Source organism: Lysobacter sp. H23M47, assembly GCF_015209765.1.
Classification (GTDB): Bacteria; Pseudomonadota; Gammaproteobacteria; order Xanthomonadales; family Xanthomonadaceae; genus Novilysobacter; species Novilysobacter avium.
The window spans coordinates 1348457-1362648 of sequence record NZ_CP063658.1 but is presented as its reverse complement, the minus strand read 5'-3'; the positions used below and the strand labels follow the sequence as shown (position 1 = coordinate 1362648).

At 65.0% G+C, this 14192-nt stretch carries 10 protein-coding genes and 1 tRNA gene; 3 read left to right on the top strand and 8 right to left on the bottom strand.

All coding sequences use genetic code 11. The features are described from left to right. The first annotated feature begins 227 nt into the window (after positions 1 to 227). On the top strand, positions 228 to 3515 hold the full coding sequence (locus tag INQ43_RS06200; RefSeq protein ID WP_194037457.1) for an Rne/Rng family ribonuclease: 3288 nt from the start codon (positions 228 to 230) through the stop codon (positions 3513 to 3515). A gap of 98 nt (positions 3516 to 3613) precedes the next feature. Here the strand turns inward: INQ43_RS06200 and INQ43_RS06195 are convergent, their stop codons facing one another. The 4 genes from INQ43_RS06195 to serS form a co-directional block, all read right to left on the bottom strand. After that, a complete protein-coding gene (locus tag INQ43_RS06195; RefSeq protein ID WP_194035597.1) occupies positions 3614 to 4261 on the bottom strand; it encodes a response regulator in 648 nt (215 codons plus the stop codon). 111 nt (positions 4262 to 4372) lie between these two features. Further along, positions 4373 to 4462, bottom strand: a tRNA-Ser gene (locus INQ43_RS06190). 106 nt (positions 4463 to 4568) lie between these two features. Then, the gene (locus INQ43_RS06185; RefSeq protein ID WP_194037456.1) at positions 4569 to 5543 is read right to left on the bottom strand and encodes a LysR family transcriptional regulator; all 975 of its coding nucleotides are present in this window, start codon (positions 5541 to 5543) and stop codon (positions 4569 to 4571) included. A gap of 140 nt (positions 5544 to 5683) precedes the next feature. Further along, a complete protein-coding gene (gene serS, locus INQ43_RS06180) occupies positions 5684 to 6964 on the bottom strand; it encodes a serine--tRNA ligase (RefSeq protein ID WP_194037455.1) in 1281 nt (426 codons plus the stop codon). Positions 6965 to 7088: 124 nt separating this feature from the next. On the opposite strand from serS, the gene INQ43_RS06175 reads away from it, so the two are divergent. After that, complete coding sequence (locus INQ43_RS06175) at positions 7089 to 7739, top strand: energy transducer TonB (protein WP_194037454.1); 651 nt, start codon at positions 7089 to 7091, stop codon at positions 7737 to 7739. Positions 7740 to 7835: 96 nt separating this feature from the next. On the opposite strand, the gene INQ43_RS06170 is transcribed toward INQ43_RS06175, so the two are convergent. Further along, positions 7836 to 10100, bottom strand: coding sequence for a TonB-dependent receptor (locus INQ43_RS06170; protein ID WP_194037453.1), 2265 nt, complete (start codon positions 10098 to 10100; stop codon positions 7836 to 7838). Between the two features lie 211 nt (positions 10101 to 10311). Between INQ43_RS06170 and INQ43_RS06165 the strand changes: the two genes are divergently transcribed. Next, the gene (locus INQ43_RS06165; RefSeq protein ID WP_194037452.1) at positions 10312 to 11715 is read left to right on the top strand and encodes a GntP family permease; all 1404 of its coding nucleotides are present in this window, start codon (positions 10312 to 10314) and stop codon (positions 11713 to 11715) included. A 79-nt stretch (positions 11716 to 11794) separates the two neighbouring features. On the opposite strand, the gene dsbG is transcribed toward INQ43_RS06165, so the two are convergent. The 3 genes from dsbG to INQ43_RS06150 are packed head-to-tail and all read right to left on the bottom strand — an operon-like array spanning position 11795 to position 14190. Then, entirely contained in the window at positions 11795 to 12640 is an 846-nt protein-coding gene (gene dsbG, locus INQ43_RS06160; protein WP_194037451.1) for a thiol:disulfide interchange protein DsbG, read from the bottom strand. Continuing rightward, positions 12640 to 13533 (bottom strand): TlpA disulfide reductase family protein, encoded by an 894-nt coding sequence (locus tag INQ43_RS06155; RefSeq protein ID WP_194037450.1) that lies wholly within the window; start codon positions 13531 to 13533, stop codon positions 12640 to 12642. Before INQ43_RS06155 ends, dsbG begins: the two co-directional genes overlap by 1 nt. Positions 13534 to 13584: 51 nt before the next feature. Continuing rightward, positions 13585 to 14190, bottom strand: a complete 606-nt coding sequence (locus INQ43_RS06150) for a hypothetical protein (protein WP_194035589.1) — start codon at positions 14188 to 14190, stop codon at positions 13585 to 13587. Positions 14191 to 14192: the final 2 nt, after the last annotated feature.

Genomic DNA, 14192 nt, shown 5'->3' with positions numbered 1-14192 from the left:
GTCACGGCATCTGCCCGAAGCGCCTCCGGCCCCAAAATTTGGTAAGCAACAAAACAAGCGCTCCCGCGGTTTGCCGTGGTGTAGAAGCGCTGGAAATTGTCAGGTCACGTCAGCGCGCGCACGCCGGTTCACCGGCCTGCAGGTTCCATGTCGCGGCGACGGGACGCAGTGTCCAGAGGCGAAACGCCAGGGCGTTCCGCGCGGTAGAGCGCGCGAGGAATGCATCAATGAAACGCATGCTGATCAACGCGACGCAGGCCGAAGAGCTGCGCGTCGCGATTGTCGACGGGCAGAACCTGTACGACATCGATATCGAGCAACCGTCGCAGGAACAGAAAAAGTCCAACATCTACAAGGGCAAGATCACCCGCCTGGAGCCCTCGCTGGAGGCGGCGTTCGTCGAATACGGCGGTGATCGCCACGGCTTCCTGCCGATGAAGGAAATCTCGCGGGACTATTTCGCCGCGGGCGTGGACCACAACAAGGCCGGCCTGAAGGAACTGCTGCGCGAGGGCCAGGAGGTCGTGGTCCAGGTGGACAAGGAAGAGCGCGGCAACAAGGGCGCGGCGCTGACCACCTACATCTCGCTGGCCGGGCGCTACATGGTGCTGATGCCCAACTCCCCCACCGCGGGCGGCGTATCGCGCCGGATCGAGGGCGAGGACCGCGCCGAACTCAAGCGCGCGATGGATGCGCTGAACATCCCCGACGACATGGGCGTGATCATCCGCACCGCCGGTGTCGGCCGTGATGCCGAGGAACTGCAGTGGGATCTGGATTACCTGCTGCAGGTGTGGAAGTCGGTGGCCGATGCGGCGCTGACCAAGCCCGCGCCCTTCCTGATCTACCAGGAAAGCCGCCTGATCATCCGCGCATTGCGTGACTACATGCGCCCGGACATCGGCGAGGTGCTCGTTGACACCGAGGAGATGTACGCCGAGGCGCGCGAGTTCGTCGAGCAGGTGATGCCGCACAACCTGCGCAAGCTCAAGCATTACACCGACGACGTGCCGCTGTTCAACCGCTTCCAGATCGAGTCGCAGATCGAAAACGCCTACGAGCGTGATGTGCGCCTGCCCTCGGGCGGCGCGCTGGTCATCGACCAGACCGAGGCGTTGACCGCGGTCGACGTCAACTCGGCGCGGGCGACGCGCGGAAGCGACATCGAGGAAACCGCGTTCAACACCAACCTGGAGGCGGCCGAGGAAGTCGCCCGCCAGATGCGCCTGCGCGACCTGGCCGGCCTGGTGGTGATCGATTTCATCGACATGTCCTCCAGCAAGCACCAGCGCGAGGTCGAAAACCGCCTGCAGAACGCGCTCAAGCAGGATCGCGCCCGCGTCCAGGTCGGCCGCATTTCGCGCTTCGGCTTGCTCGAGATGAGCCGGCAGCGGCTGCGACCGAGCCTGGGCGAGTCCAGCCAGCTGGTCTGCCCGCGCTGTGAAGGCCATGGCCGCATGCGCAGTGTCGAGTCCCTGTCGCTGTCGATCCTGCGCGTGAGCGAAGAGCACGCGATGAAGGAAAACACCGGACAGATCCTGGTCCAGGCGCCGACCGAAATCGCCAACTACCTGCTCAACGAGAAGCGCCGCGCGATCAGCGAGATCGAAAGCCGTCACGGCACCCCGATCGTGATCGTCGCCGACGAGCATCTGTTGACGCCGCATTACGAAGTCAGCCGACTGCGCGACAACGAGCTGGGCGAAGACAGCAACCGTCCGAGCTACCATCGCGGCAGCCAGCGCAAGCTTCCAACCCACGCCTTGACCAAGGCGAACCTGAATGTTCCGGTCGCCGCCGCCGTGACCAACGTCAGGCCGGCCCAGCCGGCGCCTTTGCGTGAACCGCGCCAGGCTGACGTGCCTGCTGCGGCGGCGCCGACTCCGGTGGTGGTCGCTGCGGCTCCGACCCATTCCATCGGAATGGTCGACCGCATCATGCGGTTCTTCCGTGGCACCCCTGCCCCGGCTGCCGACAAGGCGGCGAACGATCGCTCGAGCAGTGGTCGGGGGCGTCCCAACGGCAGCAACCAGGCCGAGCGCAGCGATCGCGGCGAGCGTCAGGACCGCAACGGCCAGCGCCGTGGTGGGAAGCAGCAAGGTCGTGAGGGCAACCGTCGCGATGATGCCCGTCGTGGCAACGGACAGCCGCAGGAAGAGCGGGCCTCTGCCAGCAATGGCCGTGGGTCCAGGCAGCAGCGCGAAAAACAGCCCCGACGCCAGGGCGAGACAAACGTCGCGGCAATGGACACCGCCGAGAAATCCACGCAGCGGCAACCTCGCCAGTCGCGCGGGGATCGCCCGGCGCGTGACGTAACCGCACCGCAGCTGGATACCGCCGATCAGGCGGCGTTGGCCACCGCGGCCGCCGCAACGTCTGCGGCCTCGCCTGCAGCAGAACGTGACAGCGACCGCGCCAACGCTGATACCCGGCAGGCGCCGGCCGCCGCAAACGCCACCAATGGCCATGCCCCGGCCGAAGACGATAACAACGCCGACGGCACCAACCGTCGCCGCCGCGGCCGTCGTGGTGGCCGTCGCCGCCGTCGCGGCAGTGCGGACGCCTCATCTGCCGCAGACCATTCTTCCGATAACGTCCTGTCGGATGCAGGCTCCTCGGAAGATAACGACGCCCCAGGCGGTGCTCCGGCCGGTGAAGTTCCGGCACCGGTAAGTCGTGCACAGCCCGAGTTCGACTTTGACGATGTTCCTGAGGCCGTTACGAAGCAGGAAGAGAAACCGAAGACCGACGAAAAGCCGCTGGCCCCGCCGCCTGAGGATCAGCCCGAAGCGAAACCTCTTGCAGCCTCGAAAAGCGTCGAGCCCGCGGCTCTGTCCTCGACCGATGCTGAGCTCAACGAAGAGAGCACGCCCGAGGCCGAGAGCGACGACGAAGGCAATGACGAGGCCGAAGGCACGCATGCGCCGAAGGCACGCAAGCCACGGGCACCCCGGCCGCCGCGCACACCTCGTGCCAGCAAGCAGTCAGATGCCGTCGCGGAAGGCCCGGACGGTGACGGCACCGACATGACGTCTGCGGACGCGCCTGATCCTGCAACCGAATCGACCGAGGCACGGGAAGCCGCCGGAGGTGATGACGAAGCGCAGACACGCTCCGACCGACATTGGAACAAGCCGGCCCCGCAGGTCCAGCCACCCCTGGTGCGCACGGTTCCGGGTTACATCACCGGCGAAAATGCAGCCGATGACGCGATCGACGCCGGGACGAAGTTGCCACCGGTCGTGGTCGCGCCGCCGACGGTGGTTGCGGTTGAGAAAGTGTCGGCGGAGCCTGAATTCGCATCTTCCGCGATGATCGTGGGCGATACGTCGCCCGAGAAAGTCGAGTCGCCGGTCAATCAGAACGTAGGCGACGAGATGGTCAGCGGCAAGGACGAGCCGCGCACCGCGAACCTGTTCGAAGGCAACACGCAAATCGTCGAAGGCATTGACGAGGAAGACGCTGCGGAAACATCGACCGGATCGGCCAGGAAAGACGTCAAGCACGACGCGTGACGCTTTAAACAGGTCGCCTTAGCAGCGACCAACGAAACGGGCCGCAATTGCGGCCCGTTTTATTTCCGGATACTGGCGATGCTTGACTCGGGCGACGACTAGAGAACCCGGCTTGGCTCCAGCAATCCGTGTTGCCCCAGCAGGCGGGCCAGCGCGATGCTGTCAGTGATGTCGAGTTTCTCGAACATCCGGCTTTTGTGGGTGTTGATGGTCTTCGCGCTCAAACACAACCGGCGGGCGATCTCCTCCTGACGCAAGCCTTGCGCCAGCAGCAGCGCCACCTCCAACTCGCGCGGGGAGAGTTCATCGAACGGCGAGTCATCCCCCTCCAGGCCTGACAGCGCCAGGTGCTGGGCGATGTTGCTGGCCAGGTAGCGCCTGCCCCGTGCCACGTCCCGCACGGCCCGTACCAGCTCGGCGGCATCACCGCCCTTGCCGACGTAACCGAACGCGCCGGCCTCCAACAGACGCCGCGGCATTGGACCGTCCTCCAGTACGGACACGATGATGACGCGCGTTTCCTGGTTGCCCTTGACGACCCGCTCCGTGACCTCAAGCCCACTCACGCCGGGCAGGTGCAGGTCGCACAACACCACGTCGGGTTTCAGTTGCCGGATCAATGGCAGCGCCATCTCGCCGCTTTCCACGTCCCCCACGACCTGGATGTCGTCTTCGGCCGACAGGATCATGCGCATGCCGGTACGCACCAGCGCGTGGTCATCCACGATGAATACAGTAATTCCCATTTACCCCTCCTCGTCTACGTTCCGTGTAGTCCCCTGCCGGCGAGGCTACCGCTGCGCTTCAGGCGGCGCAACTCAAGGGTTTCCAGCGGGGCTGCTCGAGCGCGAGCGAAATGGCGGAAGAGGTGGGATTCGAACCCACGGAAGGTTTAACCCTTCGCCGGTTTTCAAGACCGGTGCCTTCAACCGCTCGGCCACTCTTCCTGGAACTGGTGTCTCTGGGCGATCGCCCGCTATCCAATTTCGCAGCGAAGAGGCGTTGCACCTGCATCACCGCGCCGCGGATTATCGCACGGGGATCGCCGAAGCGTCAGCGTCTGAACGCCTTGAGTTCCGCCTCACTGCACGGCTTGCCGTTGATGTCGCCGCAACCCAGACGGGCATCGGAAACCAGCGCCGGAACGGTTTCGGCGAGGTAATCGATGAATACCCGCACGGCTGGCAGCATGCCGCGTCGGGAGGCAAACACGGCGTGGAAGATGCCCTGCGGCAAACGCCACGCCGGCAACACCACCTGCAGGTCACCGCGACGGACCGCATCGGCGCACACGCTCTCGGGCAACAGGGTGATGCCTACGCCCTGTATCGCCAGTGAGAGCAGCATCGGCAGGTCGAAGCCCATTACCCGTGGCTTTATGTCGACCGGCTGCACGTCGCCCTCGGGGCCATGGAGTTCCCAGCGTTGTCGCGCGTCGTCCTCGCTCATGCTCATGGTGACGTGCTCGGAGAGTTCCTGCGGGGTCGAGGGACGACCCATCTTGCGCAGGTAATCGGGACTGGCGACCAGCAGCTCCTGGATCTGCCCGAAGCTGCGCATCACCAGGCTGCCGTCGTCGTCCAGCTTGCTGCGCACGCGCAGGGCCACGTCGATCCCCTCGTTGATCACATCCACCCGGCGATTGCTGACATGCAGTTGCACGCGCACTTCCGGGTAGCGACCGAGGAAACCCGGCAGCAGCTTGGGCATCTGTTGCTGGGCGACACCCACCGGAACGCTGACCCGGATCACGCCGCGCGGCTCGGCGCTCAACCGATCCACCACTTCGCGGGCGGCCTGCGCCTCGGCGAGCATCGATTGGACGTGGCGGTAAACCGAATTGCCGACCTCGGTCACGGCAAACCGGCGGGTGGAGCGTTGCAGCAGGCGGACACCCATTTCCGCTTCGAGCTGGCTGATGCGACGGCTCAGGCGCGACTTGGGGACGCCGGTCGCCCGCTCCGCCGCAGCGAAGCCGGAGTGTTCCACCACCATTGCGAAATAGTGGAGATCGTTGAGATCCTGCATGCCTGACAATTCCAATAGCGGAACATTCGGCAACATTTGATCAGCACGGGCTGCAAACCGCAACGATCAATGCAGGAAACTTTCCGGGCAGCTGGCCCGTCTGGTCCCGTCAGGCGCTCAGCGGGCAGACGCGCGGGCAATCACGCAATCAGGTCGATCCCGCCCATGTACGGACGCAGCACTTCGGGAACCGCGATTGACCCATCCGCCTGCTGGTAGTTTTCCATCACCGCCACCAATGCGCGGCCGATGGCCACGCCCGAGCCGTTGAGGGTATGCACCAGTTCCGGCTTGCCGGAATCGGGGTTGCGCCAGCGCGCCTGCATCCGCCGGGCCTGGAACGCATCGCAGTTGGAGACCGAGGAGATCTCCCGGTAGGTCTCCTGCGATGGCAGCCACACCTCCAGGTCGAAGGTCTTGCTGGCCGAGAAGCCCATGTCTCCCGAGCACAGCAACATGCGACGGTAAGGCAGTCCAAGCTTCTCCAAGACCACCTCGGCGCAGCGTGTCATGCGCTCGTGTTCGGCATCGGAGTCTTCGGGGCGGACGATGCTGACCAGTTCGACCTTCTCGAACTGGTGCTGGCGGATCATGCCGCGGGTATCGCGCCCGTATGCCCCCGCCTCGGCACGGAAGCACATCGAGTGTGCGGTCATCCGCATCGGCAGTTCGGATTCGGCCAGGATCTCGTCGCGGACGATGTTGGTCAGCGGCACCTCGGAGGTCGGGATCAGGTAGCGCTTGCTCTCGCCGACCGACGTGGCGAACAGGTCGTCCTCGAACTTCGGCAACTGGCCAGTGCCGATCAGGCTTTGAGCGTTGACCAGCACCGGCACGCTGGTTTCCTCGAACCCGTGCTCACCGGTGTGCAGGTCCAGCATGAACTGGGCGAGCGCACGATGCAGCCGCGCGATCGGGCCGCGCAGGACAGTGAAGCGTGCACCGCTCAGCTTGGCCGCGGTGTCACCGTCCAGCCAGCCGTGGCGGGCGCCCAGTTCGACATGGTCCTTGGCCGGGAAGGCGAAGACGCCCGGCGTTCCCCAGCGGTGCTGCTCAACGTTGTCGCTCTCGTCGGCGCCACCGGGCACGGAATCGTCGGGCAGGTTCGGCAGGCCCAGGGCGATCGCATCCAGCTCACCGCGGATCGCATCCAGACGGGCCTCACTGGTCTTCAGCTCCTCGCTGAAGCCGGCGACCTCGGCCAGCAGCGCGCTCGCATCCTCGCCCTTGCCCTTGGCCTGCCCAATGGCCTTGGACCGCGTATTGCGCAGGTTCTGCAGCTCCTGGGTGCGGATCTGGATCCGCTTGCGTTCGCTTTCCAGCACGCGCAACGCGGCGACATCCAGGTCGTGACCGCGCGTCTGCTGCAGGCGTTCTGCCAGTTCGTCGGGCTGCTGGCGCAGGAGGTTGGGATCGAGCATGACGGGACCGCAAGGTGGTATCGGACCGCGCATTATTGCGTGGATCGGCCGCGGAGGGCAGCCGATTGCCGCCTCGTTAACCGCGCGTGTGCACAATGCGCTTACCCAGACTTCCGGATTGGCCATGCCTGCAACGTCCCGCCCCCGCTTTGATCCCGCCCGATGGCTGCCCACCCAACGCATGTGGTGGGTGGTGGTTTTCGCGGCAGCGGCGGGCTTGCTGTTGTTCGCGATCATCTGGGCACGCAGCCGCAGCGAGCCGGACTTCTACCGTCCCGGCGAGGCACCGGCGGACACCGTCGCCGCCGACTACACGCCGCTGCCGGTACCGACCGGCGATGGCACGGGCGAGCGTATCGAGGTTCCCGCCGAAAGCGCTGCGGCGCAGACCCAGGCGCCGGCGTTCATCGAGCCGGAACCGGCCCAGGCGGTGGAAAGCGCTCCATCGTTCGACCCCGGTCCTGCGCCTGTTTATGCCCCCGCGTCGAATTCACCGATTGTTCCGCCGGTACCACTGGCCGGGCAGACGCCGGCACCGCGCTACCCTGCCCGCGCGAATCGCCGTGGCGAAAGCGGCACGGTGATGGTGGAGGCCATGATCGGTGCGGACGGCGTGCCTACGGCGGTGCGGGTCGCGCGTCGCAGCGGGTCCAATGATCTGGACCGTGCTGCGGTCGAGGCGGTTCGCCGGTGGCGCTTCCAGCCCGCTACCCAGGACGGCCGACCCACCACGGGCGTGGTCAATGTGCCGGTCAGCTTCCAGCCCGGCGGCTAGCTCGGGCCGGATGGGAACATACGGACGGGACAGGGAAATAAAAACGGCGGCAGGCCAGGGGCCGCCGCCGTTTTCTCCAACCGCAACCCCGTCCGGTCAGAAGTTGTAGCGCACCGACAGGTAGTAGTTGCGCGGCATGCCGTAGTACGCGGTCTGGATGTTGGCAACGCTGGAGAATTCCTGACCGTCGGTCTTGTAGACCTTGTCACCCAGGTTGCGCACGCCGGCGCGGACCTGCCACGCATAGTTCGACGAGTCCCAGACGCCGAACAGGCCGTAGGTTGCGTACGCGTCCTGCATCAGGTTGCTGCGGTTGTCCACCGACAGCCAGGTGTCGTCACGGTATGACACATCACCGCCGATGGTGAGGCCTGCCCCGCCGTCCATCATGAAGGTGTGCTGCAGGGCGACGCGAGCCGTGAAGTCAGGCGAGAACGGAACATGGTCATGCAGGTTGGCCAGGGCCGGGTCCAGTTGCACGCGCGGGTCGACGAACTCGTCGTATCGGGCGTTCATGTAGGACAGTTGCCCCGACAGGCGGGTGCCTTCGCCCAGCAGCGCGCTACCTTCGAACTCGATTCCATCGATCTTCAGCGCTGCGGCGTTGAGTACCGGGAACGAGAAACTCGGGGTCGGCGAATCGGGGTTCACGATCTCCGACACACGGGCCTGGAAGTCCTTGTACTCGCTGTGGAAGGCAGTGACGTTGCCCTGCATGCGGCCGTCGGCCGAACGCATTTTCACCCCCGCCTCGTAGGTCCAGACGAACTCCGGATCAAACACGGCCTGGGTGGTTTCCAGAACCGAGTTGGCGCGGCCGTTGAAGCCGCCGGACTTGAAGCCGCGGTTGGCGGAGAGGTAACCCATGACGTTGCTGCTGAACGCCTTCTGCAGGCTGATCGACGGCGTCCAGGCGTCCCAGCTCTGGCGGCCATCAAACGCAACGGTCTCGTTCAGAGCAGCAAAGAGCGGGCCCCAATAGGTGCTGGTGGAGCGGGTGTAATCCTTCTCATCCTTGGAGTAGCGCAGACCTGAGGCCAGGGTCCAGGTCGGCACGAACTCCCAGCTCATGTGCGCGAATGCGGCTTTCGAGGTGGTATCGAGGTCGTCTTCGATGGTGCGCAGGAACGAGATCGGCGTTCCGGCGAAGGCAAAGAAATCGCTCGCATAGGCCTCCTGGTAGGAAGGCACCTTCTCGTTCATGTAATACAGGCCGAAGATCGCCTGCAGATTGCTGCCGTTGTCGTACTGGAACTGGAATTCCTGGCTCTTCTGCTTCTGGTCGATCGCCACCAGCACGTCGCCCAGCTCGAACTCCGAAGCATCGATATCGATGAAGGAGTTGGTCTTCAGCTTGCGCCACGCGCTGATGCTCTTGAAGCGCCACTGCGCGTTCATGTCCCAATCGACTGCAAGGCTGGCGCCTTGGTGGGTCATTTCCTGCCCCTGGCCAGGACCGAACGAGGTCCGGGTGCGGAAATCGTATTCTCCGGTCGGCGCCGGCTTCAGCACGACGGGGCCGAACGCGACGTCGGTCTGGATGAGCGGCGCGGTCGGCTGGCCCAGGGTCAGCGGCGCGTCCTGCTTGTTGTGGTCGAGTGACAGGGTGGCATTGACGTTGTCGCTGACCTTGAAGGCAATCTTCGCACGCAGCGCCTTGTTTTCGTCGCCGTTGTACTTGCGGCCCGTGGACGGATCGGTCACGTAGCCATCGCTCTCGCTCATCGCCCCAGCGAGGCTCATCGCCACGAACTCGTTCAACTCGCCGCCGAAGTAGAACTTGCCTTCGCGCTGGCCGAAGTTGCCCACCGTGGCCTCAACCGAGCCGCCGGTGTCCTCGAACGGGTTCTTGGTGGTGACCTTGATCGCGCCGCCGGTGGAATTCTTGCCATACAACGTGCCCTGCGGGCCGCGCAGCACCTCCACCTGCTGCACGTCGAACAGGGAGAACATCGCGCCGTTGATGCGCGAGTAATACACGTCATCGACGTACATGCCCACGCCGGGATCAAAGGTCTGCAGCGCGTCGGGCTGACCAATGCCGCGGATGAATACGTTGATCGAGTTGGCCGATCCTCGGCCCTGCACGATGTTCATATTGGGGACGACGCCCTGCAGGCCCTCGACGGTGTCGGCCTGCAGGTCCTTCAGGGCTTCCTCGCCAAATGCGCTGATCGCGACCGGAACGTCCTGGATGGACTCGGTGCGCCGGCGGGCGGTCACGGTCACGGCGTCGAACGTCTTGGCCTGGCTGTCCTGCGCGGCGACGTCGGGTGTTGCGGTATTTGACGTGTCCTGCGCCCAGACGCCCGGCGCGAGCAATGCGCAGACGATGGCGACACTCAACTGCTTACGGTACATATGGTCTCTCCCCTTGAATTCGATTGGCTTGCCGGTTGTCGTGTCGAGGTTTCGGATCCACGGCAAACCCAGACCCGTTCCACCCTGGCGGCCAGACTAAGCGGGGCCGGCAACCATCACAGCTGTACCTTCGGACAATGCCCGGCGGCCGACTCTGCGCGGACACTCCTCGGTCACTGATACACGGGGAGTGGCGCATGGCGGGGTTGACATGGATTTCCTGATTGTCCTGGGCGCGCTGGCGTTCCTGATGTTCGTCGCCTATCGCGGCTACAGCGTGATCCTGTTCGCACCGGTTGCGGCGCTGGGCGCGGTGCTGTTGAGCGACCCGAGCCTGGTGGCGCCGATGTTCACCGGCCTGTTCATGGACAAGATGGTCGGATTCCTGAAGCTCTACTTCCCCGTGTTTTTGCTGGGGGCCATCTTCGGCAAGGTGATCGAGCTATCGGGCTTCTCCAAGGCCATCGTCGCCGCCACCATCAAGCTGTTCGGCGCCAGTCGGGCGATGCTGTCCATCGTGATGGTCTGCGCCTTGCTCACCTACGGGGGCGTTTCGCTGTTCGTGGTGGTGTTTGCGGTGTATCCGTTTGCCGCCGAACTGTTCCGTCAGAGCGACATCCCCAAACGCCTGATTCCCGGCACCATCGCGCTGGGCGCGTTCACCTTCACGATGGATGCCCTGCCGGGCACGCCGCAGATCCAGAACATCATCCCGACCCCGTTTTTCGGTACCGACACCTGGGCGGCGCCGTGGCTGGGAACGATCGGCGGCGTGTTCATCCTGATCGTCGGAATGAGCTATCTGGAGTGGCGCCGTCGTGTCGCGCTGAAAGCCGGCGAAGGCTACGGCGATCCGGCAAAGCTGCTCAACGAGCCGGCCGAGTTCACCGGCGGCAAGCTGGCCAATCCGATGCTCGCGATCCTGCCCCTGATCCTGGTGGGCGTGTCCAACAAGCTGTTCACCAACTGGATCCCGCGCTACTACGGCGAGAGCCATTCCTTTGATCCGGCCGTGATCGGGACGAACGCGCCGGTGGTGCAGCAGATCTCATCCGTGGTCGCTATCTGGGCGGTCGAGGGAGCGCTGCTGGTTGGCATCCTGTCAGTCATTGCATTTGCCTGGAAGCCGGTCATCACCAGCTTTGCGGTCGGCACCAAGGACGCGATCGCCGGCGCGCTTCTGGCGGCCATGAACACCGCATCGGAATACGGCTTTGGCGCCGTGATCGCCGCGCTGCCGGGCTTCTTGATCGTGGCCAACGCGCTGGGCGCCATCCCCAATCCGCTGGTGAACGAGGCGATCACGGTTACCGCTCTGGCAGGCATCACCGGGTCCGCATCGGGCGGCATGAGCATCGCCCTGGCGGCGATGTCGGAGACCTTCATTGCCAACGCGAATGCGGCGGGCATACCGATGGAAGTGCTGCACCGCGTGGCGTCGATGGCGTCCGGCGGCATGGACACCCTGCCCCACAACGGCGCGGTGATCACGCTGCTGGCCGTGACCGGCCTGACCCACCGCCAGGCCTACAAGGACATCTTCGCGATCACGATCATCAAGACCCTGGCGGTGATGGTGATCATCGGCGTGTTCTACAGCACGGGCATCGTCTAGACGGCGGTACGAAACATCGCAGCGCGTCGGATCGCCGATGCGCTGCGTGGCCGTCGTTGATTTGCGGCGATAAGACCGATCAGCGAGGACCGAGGACGACGTTGAGATCGTTGCCCTGTGGCATGCCCGAGCGACGCTGGACGTTGCCCTGCTCGTCGTGGAACAGGATGCCCGGAGTGCCCTGGAAGCCCAACTCCAGCATCAGGCGTTCGTTGCTGTCCAGCTGGGTGCGCACGTCCGCAGGAATGGCCGCCATAGGTTTGATGCCGCCGCTGGACTGGTTGCGCTCGTTGTCCGCCAGCGCGTTTCCGGGTGACGGCGCCTTGAGGATCGCGGCAGCCTTGTTGGCGCTGTCCTGGCGGATCACCCCGACCATGACATGCCGCAGCTGGACCTTGCCAGAGTCCACCCAGGGCCGCGCGGCTTCCCAGAAGCTGTGGCAGTAAGGGCAATTGGCGTCGGTGAAGGTGTAGATGACCCGCGGCGCATCGGTCTTTCCGTCCTGCACCCAGGTCGCGTTCTCGAGCTTCTTCCAGATGCGTTCCGACATCGGCTTGACGACCAGATCGCGCATCGCGTCCGCTCCGGCGTCGTTGCCTTGCGCATCGACGAGCGTGCCGATCAGTGCATGCGACCCGTCGCCGGTCAGGTAGATGGACACCGGGTTGCCGCCTGCGATCCCGGCATAGCCTGTCAGGCCCGACGGCGCTTTGAAGGTCCCCAGCACCTCCAGGCCCTGCGCTTCCAGCGCCTGGATGGGCGCGGGATAGTCGCCGGTTTTCTTGCCAGCGTCAGGGGCTGCAGCGTTCGCACTCGGCTGTGCTGGCGCTGGCTGGGCGCCTGATTCCACGGCGTCGCTGCAGGCACTGGCCAACAGCAGGATCGGCGCCAGCAACAGCCAGGACTGGGTGGTCTTGCGTGCCATCACGGCACCTCCGGGGAAGTGGGGGAAATTGGACCGGGCGAACCGGCAATGGCCTTCAGCTTGCTGGCGAGACCCGCCTGGGTCAGCTCGCCCATGTGGAAGTCCACCAGCCGCCCATCGGCGCCAAAGAAGAGCGTGGTCGGCAGGCCGCGCGCGCCCATCTCGTTCATGAGGCTGGAAAACGGGTCAAGCAGCACGTTGTCCAGCGCCAGCCCCTCCGCCTGCAGGTAGTCGCGGATCTGCTCTGGACCCTCGCCCTGGTTGACGAAAACAAAGCCGACCTCCGGCGTCGACTGCTGGCCTTTGGCCAGCACCGGCATCTCTCGGCGGCACGGCGGGCACCACGTGGCCCACAGATTGACCACCAGCGGTCGACCGGACATCTCCGAGAGCGTCACGCGCTCATCGTCAAGCGTAGTCATCTCGGTGGATGGCAGTTCCACACTGGAGTGGTGCATCAGCCACATCGAGCCCAGCAGCGCTCCCCAGGCCAGCAGTCCAGACACGCATCCTGCAATCAGGGGGACCCGTCGACCGGGGCGCTGGCGGAGCTTCCACGCGCCCCAGCCAAGAGCTGCCAACAAGCCGGCCCACCACGTAAAGCCACCGTCACCGATGCGCAGGACCGACCAGGGCTCGGCCATGTAGGCGGGCAACCACCTCAACACGAATGCCAGTCGCGCCACCAGGATGCCGATAAAGAACATGTCGAAGATGACCGACGACGCTGTTCGATCTGGAGAAGCATGCGCGTCCGGCTCTGCCGAAGCGATGGACGATGTGGTCCCCCCCGAACTCAAGCGCGTCGCAAACTGGCGCGAGACGAGGATCGCAATTATCAGGGAGACCGCCAGCAGTGCTGCCGGCAGCGGGAAAGGGCCGAGACTGAGCATCCGGTCACTCTACCCGGTGCGCGTTATGCGGTACTGACCCGAACGGTCGGCTCAGTTGCTGTCGCGCGGTGTCTCCAGCTTGCCCACTTCCTCACCCAGCTCGCTGCCCTGCGGCGTCAGCAGGTACCAGTCGCCCCATTCGTCATTGCGCTGGTGGCCCAGCACATCGCCAGGGCGGGTGTCGCCGACGAAGTGGTAGAGCGGATGCCCGTTGTAGGTGATCTGCCGGCTGCCGTCGGGGCGCTCGACTGTTCCGATGAGCACTGGGCTCAAGCCGTCACTCACGGTCGGCTCGCCGGTCGGCGGGAACAATGGCGCCCACTGGGTCAGGCACGAAGCGGTGCATTTGTCGCCGTCCAGATCTCCTTCCAGCATGTACAGCGCACGGCGGTCGTTGTCGGCGACAAAGTCACCAGGCCCGCCCACCGACATCACTGTCAGGCTGCCCGAGGCGTCGGCCGCATCGGTGACAAGGGTTCCACCTGGCCCGATCGGTGACGGCATCTGGGCATCGGCAGTCGCCGGGGGGTCCATGTGGGTTCCCTCTTCGGCAGCCCGGTCGCAGGCGCCCAGGGTGAATGCGAGCGACAGCGCGCCGATAGCGGCAAGTGCGCGGTGGTTCAGCGATGCAGGGGTTTTGCGGCTTGGGAAATGCATAG

Coding starts and splice junctions, on each gene's coding strand:
- INQ43_RS06185 (WP_194037456.1), bottom strand. CDS start 5,543: ATGCAGGATCTCAACGATCTCCACTATTTCGCAATGGTGGTGGAACAC.
- serS (WP_194037455.1), bottom strand. CDS start 6,964: ATGCTCGATCCCAACCTCCTGCGCCAGCAGCCCGACGAACTGGCAGAA.
- INQ43_RS06195 (WP_194035597.1), bottom strand. CDS start 4,261: ATGGGAATTACTGTATTCATCGTGGATGACCACGCGCTGGTGCGTACC.
- dsbG (WP_194037451.1), bottom strand. CDS start 12,640: ATGGCACGCAAGACCACCCAGTCCTGGCTGTTGCTGGCGCCGATCCTG.
- INQ43_RS06170 (WP_194037453.1), bottom strand. CDS start 10,100: ATGTACCGTAAGCAGTTGAGTGTCGCCATCGTCTGCGCATTGCTCGCG.
- INQ43_RS06155 (WP_194037450.1), bottom strand. CDS start 13,533: ATGCTCAGTCTCGGCCCTTTCCCGCTGCCGGCAGCACTGCTGGCGGTC.
- INQ43_RS06200 (WP_194037457.1), top strand. CDS start 228: ATGAAACGCATGCTGATCAACGCGACGCAGGCCGAAGAGCTGCGCGTC.
- INQ43_RS06175 (WP_194037454.1), top strand. CDS start 7,089: ATGCCTGCAACGTCCCGCCCCCGCTTTGATCCCGCCCGATGGCTGCCC.
- INQ43_RS06165 (WP_194037452.1), top strand. CDS start 10,312: ATGGATTTCCTGATTGTCCTGGGCGCGCTGGCGTTCCTGATGTTCGTC.
- INQ43_RS06150 (WP_194035589.1), bottom strand. CDS start 14,190: ATGCATTTCCCAAGCCGCAAAACCCCTGCATCGCTGAACCACCGCGCA.